This window comes from Sphingomonas kyeonggiensis, from assembly GCF_014204495.1.
Lineage (GTDB): Bacteria > Pseudomonadota > Alphaproteobacteria > Sphingomonadales > Sphingomonadaceae > Sphingomonas > Sphingomonas kyeonggiensis_A.
This window is the reverse complement of the sequence record NZ_JACHLN010000002.1, coordinates 736,308-755,695: the sequence shown is the minus strand read 5'-3', so window position 1 is coordinate 755,695 and position 19,388 is coordinate 736,308. Positions and strand designations below refer to the sequence as shown.

The following is a 19,388-nucleotide window of genomic DNA, read 5'->3' as shown; positions in this document are numbered from 1 at the left end:
GCCCTACCGCCGCACTTTCCCGAAATGCCAGGCGCAATAGCTGCCCAGCACCAGCCAGCCGGCGATCACCGGCCACACGCCATAGTCGTGCAGCGAGTAGCTGAGCAGCGCCGAGATCCCGATCAGCAGGTTCGCGGTGCCCCAGTAGAAGTTCATCAGCGGCGAGGAGAGTCCCACACCGCGCGGCCGGGCAAAGGGGGTGGGAAAGGGCTCCCCGCGCAGGCCGGCGGCAAGGTGCGGGATCGCGTTGCAGAGCAAGGCGCCGGCGAGGAAAAGCACGAGATACCCCATCGCGCGCGATCCTCACCGATATGGGGGCATCTGGCAATCTACCTTGTTCCCCGGCGAAGGCCGGGGCCGGGTCTGTCATCCTTCAAATTCCCCTCCCTGCAAGGGAGGGGCTAGGGGTGGGTTAGAAAAGGCCGGGCTCGATGCCCGGCCTTTTCTTTTCACGGCTACCGTCTCGCTGGGCGTCCCCGGAAGACCGGGGCCGCAACCCACCCCCAACCCCTCCCTTGCAGGGAGGGGAGCAAAGAGAGGCGATGTCTAAGCTTTTGCGCCCTCAGCGCTTGGTGGTATCCCGCATCCGGAACACCTGCCCGCCGCGCGCCTTGGCCCAGCCCGGCACCACCGGCGAGCCGTCGGCGGTGCCGCTGAAATCGACCACGCAGATATTGCCGAAGCGGCGATGCGTGCCGCAGCCGACGCCGGCGAAGCGGAAGTCCGCCTGGAACAGCAGCGCCCGGTGCCCGCGCGAGCGCACCCCGTCGTCGACGATCAGGCTGCGCACCACCGCGCCGGCGTCGCCGTTGCCGTACCAGATGCCTTCGCCGACATAGATGTCGCCGCCGCGCCGCTTCACCCGGTCGCCCGGGCTCATCCCGTTGCGCGAGACATGGCCGCTCGCGCCGCTCATCCCCTGGTCGTCGGCATGGTCCTGCGCGGCGAGTACCAGCAGGTCGCCGCGGCTGAGCGGGGGCAGGGGTTCCTGGCGCTCGAGGAAGTCGATCGCCTCGTCCACCGCGTCGAGCCCTTCATTGGTGATAACGCCATTGGGATCGCCGGGCAGGAACAGCACGCGGCCGTCGAAATAGCGGCGATAGTCGCGCAGCGTCTCGGCATAGTCCTGCGGATGCTGGCGGGCATAGTTGATCTCGGTGAGCACGTCGCGCTCGAGCCGCGAGACGGTGGTGGCGCGCTCGCCCGCCTGGGCGGTGGCGCCGGCGAAGAACATGGCGCACGCGCCCAGCGCGGCGGTCAGTCGGCCCTTGGCAGTCACGTAGAGCTCCCCCCGGAGCCGGTCCGGGCCCCGCGCCCGTCCGTTGTGTCACCGGTAGCGCATTCCGCTTAACCGGCTGAGAAGGCAAGCGGATATTCGGGAGTTAACCTTAGGGGGCGGTTGATCTGGCAGTTCCCCGGTGAAAGCCGGGGCCCAGGGTTTCTCTGCCGTGCCGCTTGTTACGCCGGGGTCAGGGCTGGCCGTCCGGCTTGCGGCCCAGGTCGGCGACGCACATCGTCCGGTAGCCATTGTGCGGGCCGCAGGCGACGCCGGCATAGCGCATCTCGGCGGCGTAGAGCGTCTTGCGGTGCCCGCGCCCCGGCACGGCGTCGTCGACGATCAGCTGGCGGACCACTTCGCGGGCGCTCGGTGGGCCATAGGTGATGACTTCCGCCACATAGGGGCCGCCGCCGCGCTTCTGCACCCGGTCGCGCGGATCGGCGCCGTCGGCGGAATAATGGCCGGTGCCGCCGCGCGGGCCCTGTTCGCGGACATGGTCGCGCGCGGCGCGGGCGAGCAGCGGGGCGGGGGCGATCGGCTCCAGCGGCGTCTGGCGTTCGAGGAAGCGGATCGCCTCGTCCACGGCGCGGGTGCCTTCCTCGGTGCGCAGCCCGTCGGGGTTGCCCGGGTACCAGACGATCTTGCCCTTGAAGTACTTCCGGTATTCGCGGAGCCGCTCGGCATAGTCGCGGGGGTGGGTGCGCGCGAAGTTGATCTCGGCGAGCACCGCGGCCTCCAGCCCGGCCTGGGGTTGGGCGGGGGCGGGCTCGGGTACGGCCAGCGTCAGGGCGAGGGGCAGGAACGGCAGCATCGCCTGCCTATAGAGCAGGGCGGGATGAATGGTCTCCGAACAAAAGATTAACGCGCGCTGCAACCTTGCTCGACTGGGCTCGTTTCATACCCCGAGCGACAACAAAGGTTCGGGTTGCGATGAACAAGGTTCTGCCAGTGGTATTGGCCCTCATCCCGCTCGCGGCGGTGATCGGCGCCTGTGTATCTTGCCCCTGACCGGGCCGGTTTTCCTCCCCGATGCTGGCGGGGAGCCGCGATTTACTTGGTTTCGGCCGCGAATAGCCTGAAGTTTCGAATCCCTCCCCCAATTCCCCCGGAGGGTCGCACAAGAAAAGGGCCGCCCCGGTATCCCGGAGCGGCCCTTTCACTTAACCGTTGCGAAGGGCTCAGCCCTCGGCGGTCTCGCCTTCGTCGGCGGCCGGAGCCTCCTCGCGGACCTCGGCGGTCGCGCCCGGCTCGGCGTTGGGATCATAATCCTCGACGAAGCCCGTGGTGTCACGGCCTTCCTCGAACATCTGGGCCATCACGTCGACGCCCTGCGCCTGCATGTCGGCCTCTTCCGGCGAACGCGCAACGTTGACCTTGATGGTCACCGACACTTCCGGGTGCAGCTGCACGCGCACTTCGTACACGCCGATCGCCTTGATCGGCTTGTCGAGGACGACCTGCGACTTGGTGACCTTGTGGCCGTCGGCGACGAGCGCCTCGACCAGGTCGCGCACCGCAACCGAACCATAGAGCTGGCCGGTGTTCGAAGCCTGGCGGATCAGGGTGACGGACACGTCGTTGAACGTGCCGGCTTCCTTCTCGGCGTCGGTGCGGCGAGCGGCGTTGTCGGCCTCGATGCGCGCGCGGTTGGCCTCGAAGACCTTGCGGTTGGCGGCGTTCGAGCGGAGCGCCTTCTTGTTCGGGAGCAGGTAGTTGCGGGCGAACCCGTCCTTGACCTTCACCACGTCGCCGATGGCGCCGAGCTTCTCGACGCGCTCAAGCAGAATGACTTCCATGGGTCGAGCCTCCCTTACTTAACGATGTAGGGCAGCAGGCCCAGGTGACGGGCGCGCTTGATGGCCTGGGCCAGCTCGCGCTGCTTCTTGGCGCTCACCGAGGTGATGCGCGACGGGACGATCTTGCCGCGCTCAGAGACGAAGCCCTGGAGCAGACGGACGTCCTTGTAATCGATCCGGGGAGCGTCCTTCGCGGAGAAGGGGCAGCTCTTGCGGCGGCGGAAAAACGGGCGTGCCATGGTCTATATCTCCTTATTCGCCGCCGAAACCGGTGTTGCCGCCGGCTTCGTCGCGATCGCGACGGCCACGGCCACGCTCGCGGTCACCCTTGCGCATCATCACGCTCGGACCCTGCTCCAGCTCATCGACCTTGACGGTCATGTAGCGGATCACGTCTTCGTTGATCTGCGTCTGGCGCTCGAGCTCGGCGACGACACCCGCCGGGGCATCGATTTCGAGCATCACGTAGTGCGCCTTGCGGTTCTTCGCGATACGATAGGCAAGCGAACGAAGACCCCAGGTCTCGGTCTTCACGACCTTGCCGTTGTTGTCCTCGATGATCTTGGTGGCGGCTTCCGCCAGAGCGTCCACCTGCGCCTGTGCCAGATCCTGGCGCGCAAGGAACACGTGCTCGTAAAGAGCCATGCGTCTTTCTCACTGTTGGCCGATCGCTGACGCCACCCCGTGTGACGCCCCTCCGGCTGTCGTCTCAATTCAATGGTCGCGCGAGCGGGAATCGCGTCCCCACTCGAACGAAGGCGGGCCCTTAGCTCAGGGCGGGGCTGCTGGCAAGCCTAGTAGCGATCCCCATTCCCACGCGGACGCGGCACGGGGCGCGTGTCGCTGGGCACGATCGGGGCCGGGCTGCGCGAAAGCCAGCCGCCGTCATCGTCGAGCCTCGGCTTGGGGAAATCCGCCGGCGGGTGGATCGGGCCGCAGGGCTCGTCATCCCATTGGAGGCAGCGCAACCGCTCATTGTAGATCACGCCCCGGATATTGCCGGTGCTGCCGTCAGGCCGGCCATAGCTGCTGTCGAGGTACCATTCGCGGTTCTTCTTGCGCTTGCCCGACTGCACTGGCTCCGAAACCCGCCCCATGTCGATGCCGCGGAAGTGGCGCGAATAGCTGTCGAGTTCGATCGCCGCGCGGAAGCGACCTTCCGCGCCGCCCACGCCATCGAGCTTCTGGGTCAGCCAGTTGATCCGCCGGTCGCGGCGTGCCTCTTCCTCGCCCAGCCGGGTGATCCAGCCGGTGTCGCGCACGAACATGCCGACGGTGGAGAAGGTCACTTCCGACTGTTTGGGGATGCCGCGCACCGAGACGATCTGGCCCTGGAATCCCTTGCTGCCGCAGGTCGTCGCCTGCCACATCGTGCCGTCGGCCTCGTAGAGTTCGCAGCCCACCGGGGTGCGCCGGCCGATCAGCGTGCCTTCGCGCAGTCCATTGGGGCCCTCGAACCCGCCGACCGAATAGTAGAAGCCGGTGATATGCTCGCCATCGAAGCTGAGCACCACCTTCACGCCACCGCCGACGACCTGCTGGTAGCAGCGCTGGTCGGGATAGGGGCAGGGGGTCTGCTCGCGCCGGCGCAGATCGGCGGTGACCGAGGTCTTGCCGGTATAATTGCCGAAATAGGCGACCTGGCCTTCGAAATCCGGAGCCAGGGCGGGATCGTCGCGATCCCGTGGAGTCGGCTGGGCCTGTGCGGCGAACGGCATGAGCATGGCCACGGAAAGGGCCGTAAGGGTTGCCCGGAACATCCTGCACTCCTCCCAGTCGAACGCGTTAACCATAACACTAACGCTAGCGAAACGAGGAGTCGGATTCGTGTTGCAGATGTAAAACGGCAGGGCATGGCCCTGCCGTTTCATGGTGCCTTTCGGCGTTTTGCTTAGCGGATCGCGCCCGCGATCACCGCGGCGATGATGCCGGAGGTGATGCCGACCAGCACCGCGTCATTGCCCGACTGGACATAGCGATAGCCGCGCGGCGGGGCCTTCAGGCCGCGATACTTGCGATAGTCGATCTGGCGGTAGTTGCGCGCCTGGCGGCTGTCGAAGCGCTCGCCCTTGCGCCAGTTGCTGCGATAGGCCTGCTTGGTGACGACCACCTTCTTCTTGGTGACCACCTGGTGCGCCGGCGGGCGGCCATGCTGCTGCGGGGCAGCGGCGAGCACCGGGGTGGCGACCATCGACATGGCGACGGCGGCGAGAATGAACTTCTTCATGATTGCGCTCCTCTTTCTTTCTTCTGGCGCCGGGTTGCTTCGGCGTTGAGGGCAATCTGGGGGCGGCGTGTCGCAGACGTTTGTCTCCGGCATTGCGAAATGGTCGCAATGTTTCGCAATCCTGTCCGGTCCGTTCAGCTTGGCGCTTGCCTCGCGGATGGTGCAGGCCTAACGCGCGGCCCCAATCGCACGCAGCCGCTGACAGGAGACACACATGCGCGCCTTCATCTTCCCCGGCCAGGGCAGCCAGGCCGTCGGCATGGGCAAGGCCCTTGCCGAAGCAAGCGCCACCGCCCGCGAAGTCTTCCAGGAAGTCGATGACGCGCTGGGCCAGAATCTCTTCAAGCTGATGAGCGAAGGCCCCGAGGACGAACTGACCCTCACCGCCAATGCCCAGCCGGCGATCATGGCCAATGCCATCGCGGTGCTGCGCGTGCTCGAGAAGGAAGGCGGCATCCGCCTCGCCGACAAGGCCGATTTCGTCGCCGGCCACAGCCTCGGCGAATATACCGCGCTCTGCGCCGCCGGTGCCTTCGATCTCGCCACCACGGCGAAGCTGCTGCGCATCCGCGGGGACGCGATGCAGGCGGCGGTGCCCGTCGGCGTCGGCGCGATGGCCGCGATTCTCGGCGCCGACCGCGAAAAGGCCCAGGCCATTGCGGACGCCGCGGCAGAGGGCCAGGTCTGCACCGTCGCCAACGACAATGATCCGTCGCAGGTGGTGATCTCGGGCCACCGCGAGGCGATCGAGCGCGCGCTGCCGATCGCCAAGGAAATGGGCGCCAAGCGCGCGCTGCTCCTGCCGGTCTCCGCGCCCTTCCACTGCCCGCTGATGCAGCCCGCTGCCGATGCGATGGCCGAAGCGCTCGCCGCCGTGACGCTCCAGGCGCCGCTGGTGCCGGTCTATGCCAATGTAACCGCTGCCCCGGTCGCCGACCCCGACACGATCCGCGCGCTGCTCGTCGAGCAGGTCACCGGCATGGTCCGTTGGCGCGAATCGGTGCTGGCGATGTTCGCGGCGAGCGTGACCGATTATGTCGAGTTCGGCGGCAAGGTGCTGGGCGGCATGGTCAAGCGCATCACCCCGGACGCGGCCCCGGTCAGCGTGGTGACGATGGACGACATCGAGGCGCTGGCGAAGAGCCTGTAATTTTGGCCGTCATCCCGGCGAAAGCCGGGATCTCGTGCGATGGCACGAGATGGCCTGAGATCCCGGCTTTCGCCGGGATGACGAAATAGGAGAAAGACCATGTTCGACCTCACTGGCATGACTGCCCTCGTCACCGGCGCTTCGGGCGGTATCGGTTCGGCGATCGCCAAGGCGCTGGCCGCCCAGGGTGCGCGGCTCGCCGTATCCGGCAGCAATGTCGAGAAGCTCGAGGCATTCCTTGCCGAGCTCGGCGGCGATCATGTCGCGCTGCCTTGCAACCTGTCCGATCCGGCGCAGGTCGATGCGCTGGTCCCGCAGGCCGTGGAAGCGCTCGGCAAGCTCGATATCCTCGTCAACAATGCCGGTGTCACCCGCGACAACCTCACCATGCGGATGAAGGACGATGAGTGGGATCAGGTGATCTCGGTCAACCTCGAAGCCGCCTTCCGTCTGATCCGTGCTGCCGCCAAGCCGATGATGAAGGCCCGATTCGGCCGCGTGATTTCGATCACCTCCGTCGTTGGCGCGACCGGCAACCCGGGCCAGGCCAATTACGCCGCCTCCAAGGCCGGCCTGGTCGGCATGTCCAAGGCGGTTGCCCAGGAGCTTGCCAGCCGCAACATCACGGTCAACTGCGTCGCTCCCGGCTTCATCCGCTCGGCGATGACCGATGTGCTGCCCGAGGCGCAGAAGACCGCGCTGCTCACCCGCATCCCGGCGGGCGACCTCGGCACGGGCGAGGATATCGGCGCCGCCGTCGTCTATCTCGCCAGCAAGGAAGCCGGCTATGTCACCGGTCAGACCTTGCATGTGAACGGCGGCATGGCGATGCTGTAAACCGTGTCCGGGGGCTGGAGTTTGAATTCTATGCGTATTTTCGGATTCGCGGCCCTTGCGGCCGTAGCGCTCGCGGCCCCGGCACATGCCGCCGACCTCGCCACCATCGATTGCGTGATCGGCAAGCTCAAGCCCGCGCTCCAGGCGCAGATCTCCGGCGATGTCACGCGCAACATGGGGGAGGGCGTCGCCGTGCGTCCCACCTATGATGCGGCGGTGGGCAGCGGCATCTCGATCGCCGCGAAGGAATGCGCGGACGCGAACAAATGGTCCGAAGCGGCGCTGGAGGCCGCCCGGGTCTATACGCTCGCCAAGCTCGGCCTGCCGATCGCGGAAACCTTTGTTTCGGCACAGGGTTTCAACGTCGGCGAGCTGGAATCGCAGTTCGACGCGCTGCCCGAAGATGCCCGCAACCGCCCGCTTACCACTCAGGAAATGCAGCAGCTGGTGATCGCCTCGGTCACCGACGAAGCGAAGCAGACGCGCGCCAACGCCGCGCTGCTCAACAAATATTTCCTGTTTCTCAGCACCGTGCGCTACTCGGTCTGGCAGTTTTCCGAAGCCTGACGTCGAAGCCGGTGCGCGCACCCTCTTGCAACGGCACCATGTGCGATCTAGGTGCGTTCCAACGATATTGAGCCCCTAGCTACAAAGGAAAACAGGGACCATGGCCACTCAGGAAGAGATCACCACCCGCGTGACTGCGCTCGTCGTCGATCACCTCGGTGTCGACGCAGGCGACGTTTCGCCGACGGCGAGCTTCATTGATGACCTGGGCGCCGACAGCCTCGACATCGTCGAGCTGGTGATGGCGTTCGAAGAGGAATTCGGTGTCGAGATCCCCGACGACGCGGCTGAGAAGATCAGCACCGTCGGCGACGCGGTCTCCTACATCTCCGAGCACCAGGCGGGCTGATCGCCCTCCAGGCGATCGTGCCCTTATGGGCCGAGCTTGAGAATCCAGCGGCTCCCCGTCCCGGGCTCGAAAAGAGTTGGGCGGGGAGCCGTTTTGTTTTGGCGGTGAAAACAGGCATTTAGGCTGCTTTCATGCGCGATAGTTTGAAGTTTGACGGAGAAATCGGATGCGCCGTGTAGTCGTCACCGGCCTTGGCCTCGTCACCCCGCTGGGCGCGGACGTCGAGACTGCCTGGAAGAATATCATCGCCGCCAAGTCCGGCGCGGGCACGATCACGCGCTTCGACGCGACCGATTTCCAGAGCAATTACGCCTGCGAAGTGAAGGGTCCGGACCATGAATATGGCTTCGATCCCGGCAAGCGCGTCGATCACAAGATCCAACGCCAGGTCGATCCCTTCATCATCTACGGCATCGATGCCGCCGGCCAGGCGATCGAGGATGCCGGCCTGCTCGACATGGACGAGGCGACCCGATTCCGCGCCGGTTGCTCGATCGGTTCGGGAATCGGCGGCCTGCCGGGCATCGAGAGCGAATCGCTCGTCCTCGCCGAAAAGGGCCCGAAGCGCGTCTCGCCGCACTTCGTCCATGGCCGCCTGATCAACCTGATCTCGGGCCAGGTCAGCATCAAATACGGCCTTATGGGCCCGAACCACGCCGTGGTCACCGCCTGCTCGACCGGCGCCCACTCGATCGGCGACGCCGCGCGCATGATCGCGATGGACGATGCCGACATCATGCTCGCCGGCGGCGCCGAGAGCACGGTCTGCCCGATCGGCATCGCCGGCTTCGGCCAGGCCCGCGCGCTCTCCACCGGTTTCCGCGACGATCCCACCAAGGCCAGCCGCCCCTGGGACCAGGGCCGCGACGGTTTCGTCATGGGCGAAGGCGCCGGCGTGGTGGTGCTCGAGGAATATGAGCATGCCAAGGCTCGCGGCGCGAAGATCTATTGCGAAGTGGTCGGCTATGGCCTGTCGGGCGACGCCTATCACGTGACCGCGCCGCACCCGGAAGGCTCGGGCGCGTTCCGCTCGATGCAGATGGCGGTGAAGAAGTCGGGCCTGGCGCTGTCGGACATCGATTACATCAACGCCCATGGCACCTCGACTCCGCTCGGCGACGAGCTTGAGCTCGGTGCGGTCCGCCGCCTGTTCGGCGACGCGATCGGCGGCCTGTCGATGAGCTCGACCAAGTCGGCGATCGGCCACCTGCTCGGCGGTGCCGGCGCGGTGGAGAGCATCTTCTGCATCCTGGCGCTGCGCGACCAGATCGTGCCGCCGACGCTCAACCTCGACAATCCGAGCGAGAATTGCGCGGGCGTCGATCTCGTCCCGCATGTCGCCAAGGAGCGCAAGGTGAAGGCCGTCCTGAACAACTCGTTCGGCTTCGGCGGCACCAATGCCAGCCTGGTGATGAAGGCTGTCTGAGGACACGCCAACGCCGGCACCTGCCGCGAATCCCGCCCGGAAGCCGCGCAAGCGGCGTCTGGGCGGCTGCGCGCTGCTGGTCGCGATCCTGGTGCTGGTCGCGCTCGGCATGGCCGTGCTCCAGCTCTGGGGCGGGGCGGGGCCGGCGAAGCAGAATGTCTCGGTCCTGATTCCCGAGGGCTCCAGCCTGTCGCGCGCCGCGACCGAGCTGGAAAAGGCCGGCGCGATCGGCTCGGCCCGCCAGTTCCTGATCCTCGCCAAGGTGCTTGGCGGCAGCGATCCGATCAAGGCCGGCGAATATCGCGTGCCGGCGCATCTCAGCCAGTCCGACATCCTCAAGATGATGCAGGGCGGCAAGACGCTCCAGCGCTTCGTGACCATTCCCGAGGGCACGCCTTCGATCCTGGTCTATGAGGCGTTGATGAAGGCGCCGCAGCTCAGTGGCGAGATCCAGGTGCCCGCCGAAGGCTCGGTGCTGCCGGACAGCTATGCCTATAATCGCGGCGACACCCGCCAGTCGGTGCTCGATCGCATGCAGAAGGCGATGACGACCTATCTCGCCAAGGCGTGGGAGGCCCGCAAGCCGGGCATCGCGGTCAACACGCCCGAAGAGGCGATCAACCTGGCCGCGATCGTCGAGAAGGAAACCGGCAAGCCCGACGAGCGCAAGACGGTTGCCGCAGTCTATTCGAACCGCCTGCGCCAGAACATGATGCTCCAGGCGGACCCGACCTTCATCTATCCGATCACCAAGGGGAAGCCGCTGGGCCGTCGTCCGCTGCTCTCCGAAGTGCACGCGAAGAACGAGTACAACACGTACGAGAAGACCGGCCTGCCGGCTGGTCCGATCACCAATCCGGGCCGCGCCAGCATCGACGCGGTGCTCGATCCGGCGACCTCCTCGGCGCTGTATTTCGTCGCGGACGGTACCGGCGGCCATGTGTTCGCCGACACGCTCGAGCAGCACAATGCCAACGTCCAGAAGTGGTACGCTATCCGGAGGGCGCGCGGGGAGATGTGATCCGCTTTCCCTCTCCCGCTTTCGCGGGAGAGGGAGGGAGCCGCGAAGCGGCGGAAGGGTGAGGGCACCTCGGCCACGCATCGCTTGCCGCTCGGTCAGGCCCTCACCCGGCTCGGCTGCGCCTCGCCACCCTCTCCCGCTTTCGCGGGAGAGGGCTCAACATGCTTCCACCCCAGCTTGCCTCCCCCGCAGCCCCATGCGAACCTCGTTTCGCAATCATCACGAAACCGGGGAAATCACCGCATGCGCCGCCTTGTCCTGACCAGCCTTTTGCTCGCCACTGCCGCGCCCGCCTGGGCGCAGGACAAGGCCGAGCAGCCGGCGGGGAAGGGGCAGGGCTATCGCGAGCAGATGAAGGCTGAGGCCGAGGCGGCATGGGCCCGCCCGCCGGTCGAGGAAGCCAGCGCGGTCAGCCACGGGAACGTGACGGTCGGCGGCCAGAACATCGCCTATACCGCCACCGCCGGCACGCTCACAATCCGCGATGACGAGGGCAAGCCGACCGCTTCCTATTTCTACACCGCCTATACCCGCGACGGCGCGAAGGGTGCGCGCCCGGTCACCTATTTCTACAATGGCGGGCCCGGCTCGCCGACGATCTGGCTGCACATGGGGAGCTTCGCGCCGGTGCGCGTGACCACCGCCAATCCCGAATATATCCGCCCCGCACCCTATGGCTTCGGCCCCAATCCCGATTCGCTGATCGACAAGACCGACATGGTGTTCATCGACGCGATCGGCGCAGGCTGGTCGCGGCCGCTCGGCGACAAGACCGGCAAGGACTTCTGGGGCGTCGACCAGGATGCCGATGGCTTTGCCCGCGCGATCCTGCGCTACACCAGCAAGTATAATCGCTGGGCCTCGCCCAAATTCCTGTTCGGCGAAAGCTATGGCACGCTGCGCAACCCGGTGGTCGCGGCCAAGCTGGAATCGGCGGGCCTGAGCCTCAACGGCATCGTCCAGTTCTCGACGATCATGAACTATGGCGTGCGCCAGCCGGGCTATGACCAGAATTTCCTGACGCTGTTCCCGACGATGGCGGCGACGGCCTGGTATCATAACCGGCTGCAGAACCGCCCGGCCGACCTGCGCGCCTTCCTCGACGAAGTCCGCGGCTTCACCAGCGGCGCCTATGCCGCGGCGCTGGCCAAGGGATCGACGATCTCGCCCGAGGAAAAGGCGGCAGTCGCGAAGAAGATGGCCGAATATACCGGCATCAGCGAAGCCTATATCCTGCGCGCCGACCTGCGCCTCACGCTGCCGCGCTTCCAGACCGAGCTGCTGCGCGAACGCCGCGTCGCCGTGGGCCGGCTCGATTCGCGCTATCTGCTGAACGTCACCGATGCCAATGCCGATAGTCCCGAGGATGATCCCTCGTCGACCGCGGTCTCGGGCGCCTTTGTCGCGACGTTCCAGGATTATGCGACCCGCGTGCTCGGCTACAAGACCGACATGCCCTATCGCATGAGCGCGCGGGGGCCCGGCTTCGAGTGGGACTGGAAGCACCGCGCACCGGGCGACGGCACCCATCTCGCACCGGACAGCGCCGTTGATCTCGCCTATACGATGCGCACCAATCCGTACCTCAAGGTGCTGTTCATCAACGGCTATTATGATTTCGCCACGCCCTTTTACGGCGCCGAATTCGATGTCAGCCACATGCTGCTCGACCAGCAGCTCCAGAAGAACATCCGGTTCACTTATTATGACGCCGGGCACATGGTGTATCTGAACCCGGAGACGCTGCCGCAGATGCACCGCGACCTGACGAGCTGGTATGACGATGCCCTGCGCGCTGCGGCCTCGAGCAACCCGCCGGCGCGTCCGGAGGCCAAGGCCGGCAAGAACTGACGCCCCTGCCGTGCAAAGGGCTCAGGCGAAGCCTTCGCCGGGCCCCAGGCCCATCTTGCCGTGATGGTGGATGGCGATGCCGTTGAGGAAGCTGTTCGCGATCATTCGCGCGCGCTCATGGACATGCTCGGCGGCATCCCCGCCGCCGATCTCGGCCAGCGTCGCGCCGAACAGGTCGAGCCAGCGCGCGAACATCGGCTTGTCGAGCCCGGGAATGGCCAGGTGCAGCGGCATCGGCCGCCCCAGATACTCGCCGCTGCTGAACAGGATCGAGCGCCAGAAGCGCTTCATCTGGGCGAGATGCGGCGCCCAGTCCGTGATCCGTTCGCCGAAGACTGGGCCCAGCACCGGATCGGCCTGGATACGCGCATAGAAGCGCTCGACCAGTTCGGAGACGAACGCATCGTCGATCCCCATCTCCGCCGCCGCGCGCCGCTTCTCGTCGCGCATCTGGATGGCATGGGGCGAGGGCGTGTCGGTCTTTTCCATGGCGGCTATCTGGGGATTCCGGTCCGCGATGAGAATGGGACATTCGGTCCCAGCAACAGGCACCGCCAAATGAAGAAAAGGGCGGGCCGTTTGTGACGACCCGCCCCAAATCTCGAACTGAGCTTGGGCTCAGCGCCCCAGCGAAGCCGCTTCGCGTGCCAGCGTCTCGACCTGCTCGTAGCTCGCACCCTTGGGCGTGACCCAGGAGCCGCCGACGCACAGGATCGGGTCGAAGCCCAGCCATTCCGGCGCGGTCGCCGCCGTGATGCCGCCGGTCGGGCAGAAGTTGCACTGGTAGAAGGGCGCGGCGAGCGCCTTCAGGGCCTTCAGGCCGCCCGAGGTCTCGGCCGGGAAGAACTTGAAGTGGGTGAGGCCGAGGTCGAGCCCGCGCATGATGTCACCGGCATTGGCGACGCCGGGGAGGTAGGGCACGCCGCTGCGGGTGATCGCGTCGCCCAGGCGATCGGTCAGGCCCGGCGAGACGATGAATTCGGCATCGGCCTTCATCACCTGTTCGAACTGGTCGGTGTTGACCACCGTGCCGGCGCCGACGATCGCGCCCTCGACCTTCTTCATCTCGGCGATGGCTTCCAGTGCCGCTTCGGTGCGCAAGGTCACCTCGAGCACGCGCAGGCCGCCCTTCACCAGCGCTTCCGCCAGCGGCTTGGCCGTGGCGGCGTCTTCGATCACGAGCACCGGGATCACCGGCGCGGTCTTCATGATGGCTTCGATATTCAAAGGGCATGCTCCTGCGCGAATGCCGCGGCGGCGCCGTAGAGGCCCGGCTGCGGGTGCGTGATGAGCTTCACCGGAATGGAAGACATCAGCCCCTGGAACCGGCCCTTGGCGATGAACCGCTGGCCGAAGCCCGACTGCAACAGATGGTCCTTGAGTCGCAACCCCAGACCGCCGGCAATCACCACGCCCTTGGGGCCGTGGCTCAGCGCCAGGTCGCCCGCAACGGCGCCCAGGCTCAGGCAGAAGCGGTCGAGCGCGGCCACCGCCAGCTCGTCCTTGCCTTCGAGCGCGAGGCCCCAGATCGCCTTGTCGTCGAGTCGGGTGATCGGCTTGCCTTCCAGCTCGGCCAGCGTCTCGTAGAGCGAGACGATCGCCGGGCCGGCGACCACGCGCTCCTTGGAGACGCGGTTGTAGATCTTGCGCAGCCGCTTCACGAGCGCGTCCTCGATCGGGTCGAGCGGCGCGAAGTCGCTATGGCCGCCTTCGGTGGCGATCACGTCATAGCCGGCGCGGTGGCGGAACACCTGCGCGACGCCCAGGCCCGTGCCCGGGCCGCACACGGTGATCGAGCCCCGGTCGGGCAGCGACTGGTCGGGGCCGCACAGGTGCAGGAAATGCTCGTCGCCCATCTGCGCGACCGCGTGGCCGATCGCCTCGAAGTCGTTGACCACTGTCCAGGTGTCGGCGCCCAGTCGATCCGGGATCAGCGCGGGGCGGATGATCCAGGGATTGTTGGTGAGCTTGATGATCTCGCCGCCCACCGGGGAGGCCACCGCCAGCGCCGCCGCCTTGGGCAGCGGCCGGCCGAGTTCCTCGCCATAAGCCTGCCAGGCGAGCTGCAGGCTGGGGTGCTCGGCGACCTTCTGCGTGACCGGCTCGCTGATCGAGACGACGCGGCCCTCCGCTACTTCGGCAACGGCAAAGCGGGCATGCGTGCCCCCGATATCGACCGCGACGACTTCCATTCGGGCTCCTGATCCTCTCATCCGCCTGGGTCTGTCAACGTTGCCATACCCGGCCGCGCCCTTCTTCCCGCGTGCGACGCAGAAGTAAAGGATAACCGTCACCCCGGCCGTGGCCGGGGTGCGGCCGGGGTCTTACAGCCCGGCTTCCGCCAGCATCGCCGACGCGCCCTTTTCGGCTTCGTCGCAGTGGTGGCGGAGCATCGCGAACAGCTCGCGGCCGGTGCCGATCGCCGGCGGCGGCGCGGCGACATGCTCGCGGGCTTCCCATTCGGCGGCATCGACCAGCGCGCTCAGCTCGCCGCTCTCGGCGCACAGCCGCACCACGTCGCCGTCGCGAAGCTTGGCGATCGGGCCGCCACCCAGCGCCTCGGGGCTGAGATGGATCGCGCACGGCACCTTGCCGCTCGCGCCCGACATGCGCCCGTCGGTGACCAGCGCGACCTTGAACCCGCGGTTCTGCAGCACGCCCAGCGGCGGGGTCAGCTTGTGCAGCTCGGGCATGCCATTGGCCTTGGGCCCCTGGAAGCGGACCACCACGATCACGTCGCGCTCCAGCTCGCCGGCCTTGAACGCTTCCTGCACCTCGAGCTGGTCGGCGAAGACCCGGCACGGCGCCTCGATCGTCCAGCGCTCGCGCTCGACCGCCGAGACCTTGATGCACGCCCGGCCCAGATTGCCCTTGAGGATGCGGAAGCCGCCCTCGCTCGAGAAGGGATCGGACGCGGTGCGCACGATCGTGTCGTCGCCGCTCTTCTCGCCATGCTCGGTCCACACCAGCGTGTCGCCGGCCATCTCGGGCTTGCGGCCATAGTCCGCCATGCCACCCTTGCCGACGGTCAGCGTGTCGCCATGCATCAGCCCGGCGCCGAGCAGCTCGCGGATCACGAAGCTCGGCCCGCCGGCATCCTCGAAGCCGTTCACATCGGCCGAGCCGTTCGGATAGACCCGCGTCAGCAGCGGCACGATCCGCGAAAGCCGGTCGAAATCGTCCCAGTCGATCGTGATCCCCGCCGCCCGCGCGAACGCCGGCACATGGATCAGGTGGTTGGTCGAGCCGCCGGTCGCCAGCAGCACGATCGCCGCGTTCACGATCGCCTTTTCATCCACCACATGGCCGATCGGGCGATAGTCGTCGCCGTTCCAGCCGATCTCGGTCAGGCGGTGCACCGCGGCGCGGGTCAGCTCCTGGCGCAGCTTGGTGCCCGGATTGGCAAAGGCCGCGCCCGGCATGTGCAGGCCCATCGCCTCCATCATCATCTGGTTGGAATTGGCGGTGCCGTAGAAGGTGCAGGTGCCCTTCGAATGGTACGCCGCGATCTCGGCATCGAGCAGCTCGTCGCGGCTCACCTTGCCCTCGGCGTAGAGCTCGCGGATCTTGGCCTTTTCCTTGTTGGCCAGGCCCGACTTCATCGGCCCGCCCGGGATCAGCACCATCGGCAGGTGGCCGAAGCGCAGCGCGCCCATCAGCAGCCCCGGCACGATCTTGTCGCAGATGCCGAGCAGCGCCGCGCCCTCGAAGGTACGGTGGGAGAGGGCGACCGCGGTGCTGAGCGCGATCGTGTCGCGGCTGAACAGCGACAGCTCCATGCCCTGGTACCCCTGGGTCACGCCGTCGCACATCGCCGGCACGCCGCCCGCCACCTGCGCGGTGGCACCGGCCTCATGCGCCCAGATCTTCATCTGCTCGGGGTAGCGATAATAGACCGCATGCGCCGAGAGCAGGTCGTTATAGGCGCTGACGATGCCGATGTTCATCGAGCGCCCGGCCTTCATCTGCTCGCGCTGCTCGTCGGTGCCGGCATAGGCATGGGCGAGGTTGGCGCAGCCCAGCTTCGGCCGGTCGTTCCCCGATTCGCGCTCGGCATCGAGCAGCGCGAGATAGGCGCGGCGCCTGGCCTTGGAGCGCTCGATCACCCGGTCGGTGACGGCGGCGATTTCGGGGTGCAGGGTCATATACTCATTCCATTTACACTACCGTTCCCCGGCGAAAGCCGGGGCCCAGGGTTTCTCGGCTGCTTCGCTTGTGACCCTGGCCCCCGGCGTTCACCGGGGAACAGGCAAGCCTCAGTTCGCCCAGTGGATATCCACCGGCAGCTCGACATCGGCGAGCACGCGGCCGACCGGGTAGCTCGACGAGGCACCCTGTTCGATCGCTGCCTCGAGCACGTCCTTCTTCGCCTCGCCGGTGAACGCGATCATCAGCGCGCGGGCCGAGACGATCGCGGCGCGGCTCAGCGTCACGCGAGCAACCGGCGCCTCGGGCGGCAGCGGATCGGGCATCACGCCGAGCGCGCGGCGCTCCTTGGGGCCGTTCAGCGCTTCGTCGTAATCCGGGCCCGGGAAGATCGAGGCGCAGTGCCCGTCGCCGCCCACGCCGAGCAGGCAGAGGTCGAGCGGCCAGTGCACGTCCTGGAGCAGCGCATCGGCCGAGCGGCCGGCGGCCTTGTAGTCGGGTGCCTTGTCGCTCACGAGCGGGAGCACGCGGGCCCCCTTGGGGATGAAGATCTTGCCGATCGCGGTGACGTTCGACAGCGGGTCGCCCAGCGGCACGATGCGGTCGTCGCCGGGGATGATCGTCACGCGCTTCCAGTCGATCTTGGCCTTGGCGAGCTTCTCGTAGATCGGCAGCGGGGTCTTGCCCCCGGCCAGCGCGATCACCGCCGCGCCGCGCGCATCGATCGCGCTCTCGATGATGAAGCCGATATCGCCGGCGACGGCATCGGCCATCTCGTCGGCGCTCTCATAGTCCCACCATTCGATTTCGGTCGTCATGTTCGTTCCTGCTTCTTTCTCCCTCTCCCGCTTTTGCGGGAGAGGGCAGGGGTGAGGGCACTTCTTCTCTAACGCACCGCATAGACAGGAAGGGCCCTCACCCTCCCGCCTTCGGCGGGCCCCTCCCTCTCCCGCGAAAGCGGGAGAGGGGTACAGGCCATCACTCGTTCCACGTCACCCCGTCGCGCTCGGTCAGCGCGATCGCGGCGCTCGGGCCCCAGCTGCCCGAGGCATAGGGCTTGGGCTTCACATTGCCGGTCTTCCAGCCTTCGCGGATCGCGTCGATCCACGCCCATTGCGCCTCCACTTCATCACGGCGGACGAACAGCGTCGGGTCGCCCTCGATCAGGTCGAGGAACAGCCGCTCATAGGCGATGCGGCGGCGGCTGCCGGCGAACTCATGTTCCAGGCTCAGGTTCAGCGGCACTTCCTTCAGGTGGATGCCGTCGCGGTCGAGGCCCGGCTCCTTCGCCATCACCAGCAGCTGGATATATTCCTCGGGCTGCAGGCGGATCACCAGCACGTTGGGCTTCAGCGCGCCACCGCGATCCTCGAAGATCGAGTGCGGCACTGGCTTGAAGGTGATCACGATCTCGCTGCGCCGCTCCGCCAGCCGCTTGCCGGTGCGCAGGTAGAAGGGCACGCCGTGCCAGCGCCAATTGTCGACATGCGCCTTGATCGCGACGAAGGTCTCGGTGTCCGAGCTCTTCTCCAGGTCGGTGTCGTAGGAGCGCACGATCTCGCCCTTCACCGCGCCGCCGCCATATTGGCCGGTCACGGTCAGGTTCGGCACGTCGGCCCCGGCGATCGGGCGGAGCGAGCGCAGCACCTTCACCTTCTCGTCGCGCACCGAAGTGCCGTCGAAGCGGGCTGGGGGCTCCATCGCGATCAGCGCGAGCAGCTGGAGCATATGGTTCTGCACCATGTCGCGCAGCGCGCCGACATCGTCATAATAGCCCGCCCGGCCTTCGAGGCCGACGGTCTCGGAAACGGTGATCTGGACGTTCTCGATGCCCTGGGCGTTCCACACCGGCTCGAACAGCGAATTGCCGAAGCGCAGCGCCAGGATGTTCTGCACCGTCTCCTTGCCGAGATAGTGATCGATCCGGAAGGTACGGTCCTCGGGGAAGGCTTCGGCAACGATATCGTTGACGATCCGGCTCGATGCGAGGTCGACGCCCAGCGGCTTTTCCAGCCCGATGCGGACATTGTCGCCGGTCAGCCCGGCCGATTGCAGCCCCTTGATCGTCGGGCCGAACAGCGAAGGCGCGGTCGACAGGAAGATGGCGAGCCCGTCCGAGATATCGCCCAGCTTCTCGGCCAGCGCGGCGAATCCCTCGGTCTTCGAGGCATCGAGCCGCTGGTAGAAGACCCGCTCCAGGAAGCTGGCGACAGCGCTGTCATCCTTGCGGTCGGCCGGCAGGAATTTTTCGAGCGATTCCCGGGCGAAGCCACGGAAGCCGGCATCGTCATATTCGGAGCGCGCGGTGCAGGTGATCGTCAGGCCGTCGGGCAGCAGCCCATCGGCATGCAGGCCGTAGAGCGAGGGAAGCAGCATCCGCTGGGAAAGGTCGCCGGTGGCGCCGAACAAAAGCAGTTTGCCCGCGGGCTGTCGCATGGATCGCCTCTTAATCGTCGTTTCGGGCCCGCGAGACACCAATGGCGCGCAAAGATCAAGGCCGGGTGGAGCGCTCTAGATAGGGTAACCGGTGGCAGCGGCAAGCGGAGTGGCGGAAGATTGCTCGCGGCGGGGCAGGGAGGAAAGAAATCGTGCGCGCGGACGGTGTGGTGCGCTCGCCGCCGCCCATCGGAAAACCGTCATCCCGGCGAAAGCCGGGATCTCGTGCGGCTCCTCCCCCCCGCTACGGCATGAGATCCCGGCTTTCGCCGGGATGACGAACTTGTCGGGCCGCCAACCCTT

General features: G+C 66.8%; 21 protein-coding genes. 7 read left to right on the top strand and 14 right to left on the bottom strand.

What is annotated here, in order from left to right; genetic code table 11:
• Window positions 1-3 precede the first annotated feature (3 nt).
• The 8 genes from HNP52_RS11295 to HNP52_RS11260 all read right to left on the bottom strand — a co-directional run bounded on the left by HNP52_RS11295 (window position 4) and on the right by HNP52_RS11260 (window position 5,305).
• Window positions 4-291: a hypothetical protein gene (locus HNP52_RS11295; protein ID WP_184166890.1), complete on the bottom strand. Its 288-nt coding sequence runs from the start codon at window positions 289-291 to the stop codon at window positions 4-6.
• Window positions 292-562: 271 nt separating this feature from the next.
• Window positions 563-1,279: a CAP domain-containing protein gene (locus HNP52_RS11290; RefSeq protein ID WP_184166887.1), complete on the bottom strand. Its 717-nt coding sequence runs from the start codon at window positions 1,277-1,279 to the stop codon at window positions 563-565.
• A gap of 190 nt (window positions 1,280-1,469) precedes the next feature.
• Window positions 1,470-2,090 (bottom strand): CAP domain-containing protein, encoded by a 621-nt coding sequence (locus HNP52_RS11285; RefSeq protein WP_184166884.1) that lies wholly within the window; start codon window positions 2,088-2,090, stop codon window positions 1,470-1,472.
• A gap of 367 nt (window positions 2,091-2,457) precedes the next feature.
• Entirely contained in the window at window positions 2,458-3,075 is a 618-nt protein-coding gene (rplI, locus tag HNP52_RS11280) for a 50S ribosomal protein L9 (RefSeq protein WP_184166881.1), read from the bottom strand.
• A 14-nt stretch (window positions 3,076-3,089) separates the two neighbouring features.
• Window positions 3,090-3,314, bottom strand: coding sequence for a 30S ribosomal protein S18 (gene rpsR, locus HNP52_RS11275; protein WP_010543816.1), 225 nt, complete (start codon window positions 3,312-3,314; stop codon window positions 3,090-3,092).
• A 13-nt stretch (window positions 3,315-3,327) separates the two neighbouring features.
• The gene (gene rpsF, locus HNP52_RS11270) at window positions 3,328-3,720 is read right to left on the bottom strand and encodes a 30S ribosomal protein S6 (RefSeq protein ID WP_184166878.1); all 393 of its coding nucleotides are present in this window, start codon (window positions 3,718-3,720) and stop codon (window positions 3,328-3,330) included.
• A gap of 149 nt (window positions 3,721-3,869) precedes the next feature.
• The gene (locus tag HNP52_RS11265; RefSeq protein WP_184166875.1) at window positions 3,870-4,799 is read right to left on the bottom strand and encodes a hypothetical protein; all 930 of its coding nucleotides are present in this window, start codon (window positions 4,797-4,799) and stop codon (window positions 3,870-3,872) included.
• A gap of 167 nt (window positions 4,800-4,966) precedes the next feature.
• Window positions 4,967-5,305, bottom strand: coding sequence for an RcnB family protein (locus HNP52_RS11260; protein WP_184168302.1), 339 nt, complete (start codon window positions 5,303-5,305; stop codon window positions 4,967-4,969).
• 211 nt (window positions 5,306-5,516) lie between these two features.
• Here HNP52_RS11260 and fabD point away from each other — a divergent pair, with 211 nt between their 5' ends.
• From fabD to HNP52_RS11225, 7 genes are all read left to right on the top strand, one after another.
• A complete protein-coding gene (fabD, locus tag HNP52_RS11255; protein WP_184166872.1) occupies window positions 5,517-6,452 on the top strand; it encodes an ACP S-malonyltransferase in 936 nt (311 codons plus the stop codon).
• A 99-nt stretch (window positions 6,453-6,551) separates the two neighbouring features.
• Window positions 6,552-7,289: a 3-oxoacyl-[acyl-carrier-protein] reductase gene (gene fabG / locus HNP52_RS11250; protein ID WP_184166869.1), complete on the top strand. Its 738-nt coding sequence runs from the start codon at window positions 6,552-6,554 to the stop codon at window positions 7,287-7,289.
• A 30-nt stretch (window positions 7,290-7,319) separates the two neighbouring features.
• A complete protein-coding gene (locus HNP52_RS11245; RefSeq protein ID WP_184166868.1) occupies window positions 7,320-7,856 on the top strand; it encodes a hypothetical protein in 537 nt (178 codons plus the stop codon).
• A 100-nt stretch (window positions 7,857-7,956) separates the two neighbouring features.
• Complete coding sequence (locus HNP52_RS11240) at window positions 7,957-8,205, top strand: acyl carrier protein (RefSeq protein ID WP_086129474.1); 249 nt, start codon at window positions 7,957-7,959, stop codon at window positions 8,203-8,205.
• 166 nt (window positions 8,206-8,371) lie between these two features.
• Window positions 8,372-9,631, top strand: coding sequence for a beta-ketoacyl-ACP synthase II (gene fabF / locus HNP52_RS11235; RefSeq protein ID WP_184166864.1), 1,260 nt, complete (start codon window positions 8,372-8,374; stop codon window positions 9,629-9,631).
• A gap of 109 nt (window positions 9,632-9,740) precedes the next feature.
• A complete protein-coding gene (gene mltG / locus HNP52_RS11230; RefSeq protein ID WP_184168301.1) occupies window positions 9,741-10,652 on the top strand; it encodes an endolytic transglycosylase MltG in 912 nt (303 codons plus the stop codon).
• 243 nt (window positions 10,653-10,895) lie between these two features.
• The gene (locus tag HNP52_RS11225; protein ID WP_184166861.1) at window positions 10,896-12,503 is read left to right on the top strand and encodes a S10 family peptidase; all 1,608 of its coding nucleotides are present in this window, start codon (window positions 10,896-10,898) and stop codon (window positions 12,501-12,503) included.
• Between the two features lie 21 nt (window positions 12,504-12,524).
• On the opposite strand, the gene HNP52_RS11220 is transcribed toward HNP52_RS11225, so the two are convergent.
• From HNP52_RS11220 to zwf, 6 genes are all read right to left on the bottom strand, one after another.
• Complete coding sequence (locus HNP52_RS11220; protein ID WP_184166858.1) at window positions 12,525-12,992, bottom strand: group III truncated hemoglobin; 468 nt, start codon at window positions 12,990-12,992, stop codon at window positions 12,525-12,527.
• Between the two features lie 129 nt (window positions 12,993-13,121).
• On the bottom strand, window positions 13,122-13,712 hold the full coding sequence (gene eda / locus HNP52_RS11215) for a bifunctional 4-hydroxy-2-oxoglutarate aldolase/2-dehydro-3-deoxy-phosphogluconate aldolase (protein ID WP_184168300.1): 591 nt from the start codon (window positions 13,710-13,712) through the stop codon (window positions 13,122-13,124).
• 14 nt (window positions 13,713-13,726) lie between these two features.
• Window positions 13,727-14,695, bottom strand: a complete 969-nt coding sequence (gene glk / locus HNP52_RS11210) for a glucokinase (RefSeq protein WP_184166855.1) — start codon at window positions 14,693-14,695, stop codon at window positions 13,727-13,729.
• A gap of 132 nt (window positions 14,696-14,827) precedes the next feature.
• Window positions 14,828-16,648, bottom strand: a complete 1,821-nt coding sequence (gene edd / locus HNP52_RS11205) for a phosphogluconate dehydratase (protein WP_184166852.1) — start codon at window positions 16,646-16,648, stop codon at window positions 14,828-14,830.
• Window positions 16,649-16,759: 111 nt separating this feature from the next.
• A complete protein-coding gene (gene pgl, locus HNP52_RS11200) occupies window positions 16,760-17,467 on the bottom strand; it encodes a 6-phosphogluconolactonase (RefSeq protein WP_184166849.1) in 708 nt (235 codons plus the stop codon).
• Window positions 17,468-17,627: 160 nt separating this feature from the next.
• Window positions 17,628-19,085 (bottom strand): glucose-6-phosphate dehydrogenase, encoded by a 1,458-nt coding sequence (gene zwf, locus HNP52_RS11195; RefSeq protein ID WP_184166846.1) that lies wholly within the window; start codon window positions 19,083-19,085, stop codon window positions 17,628-17,630.
• Between the last annotated feature and the right edge of the window lie 303 nt (window positions 19,086-19,388).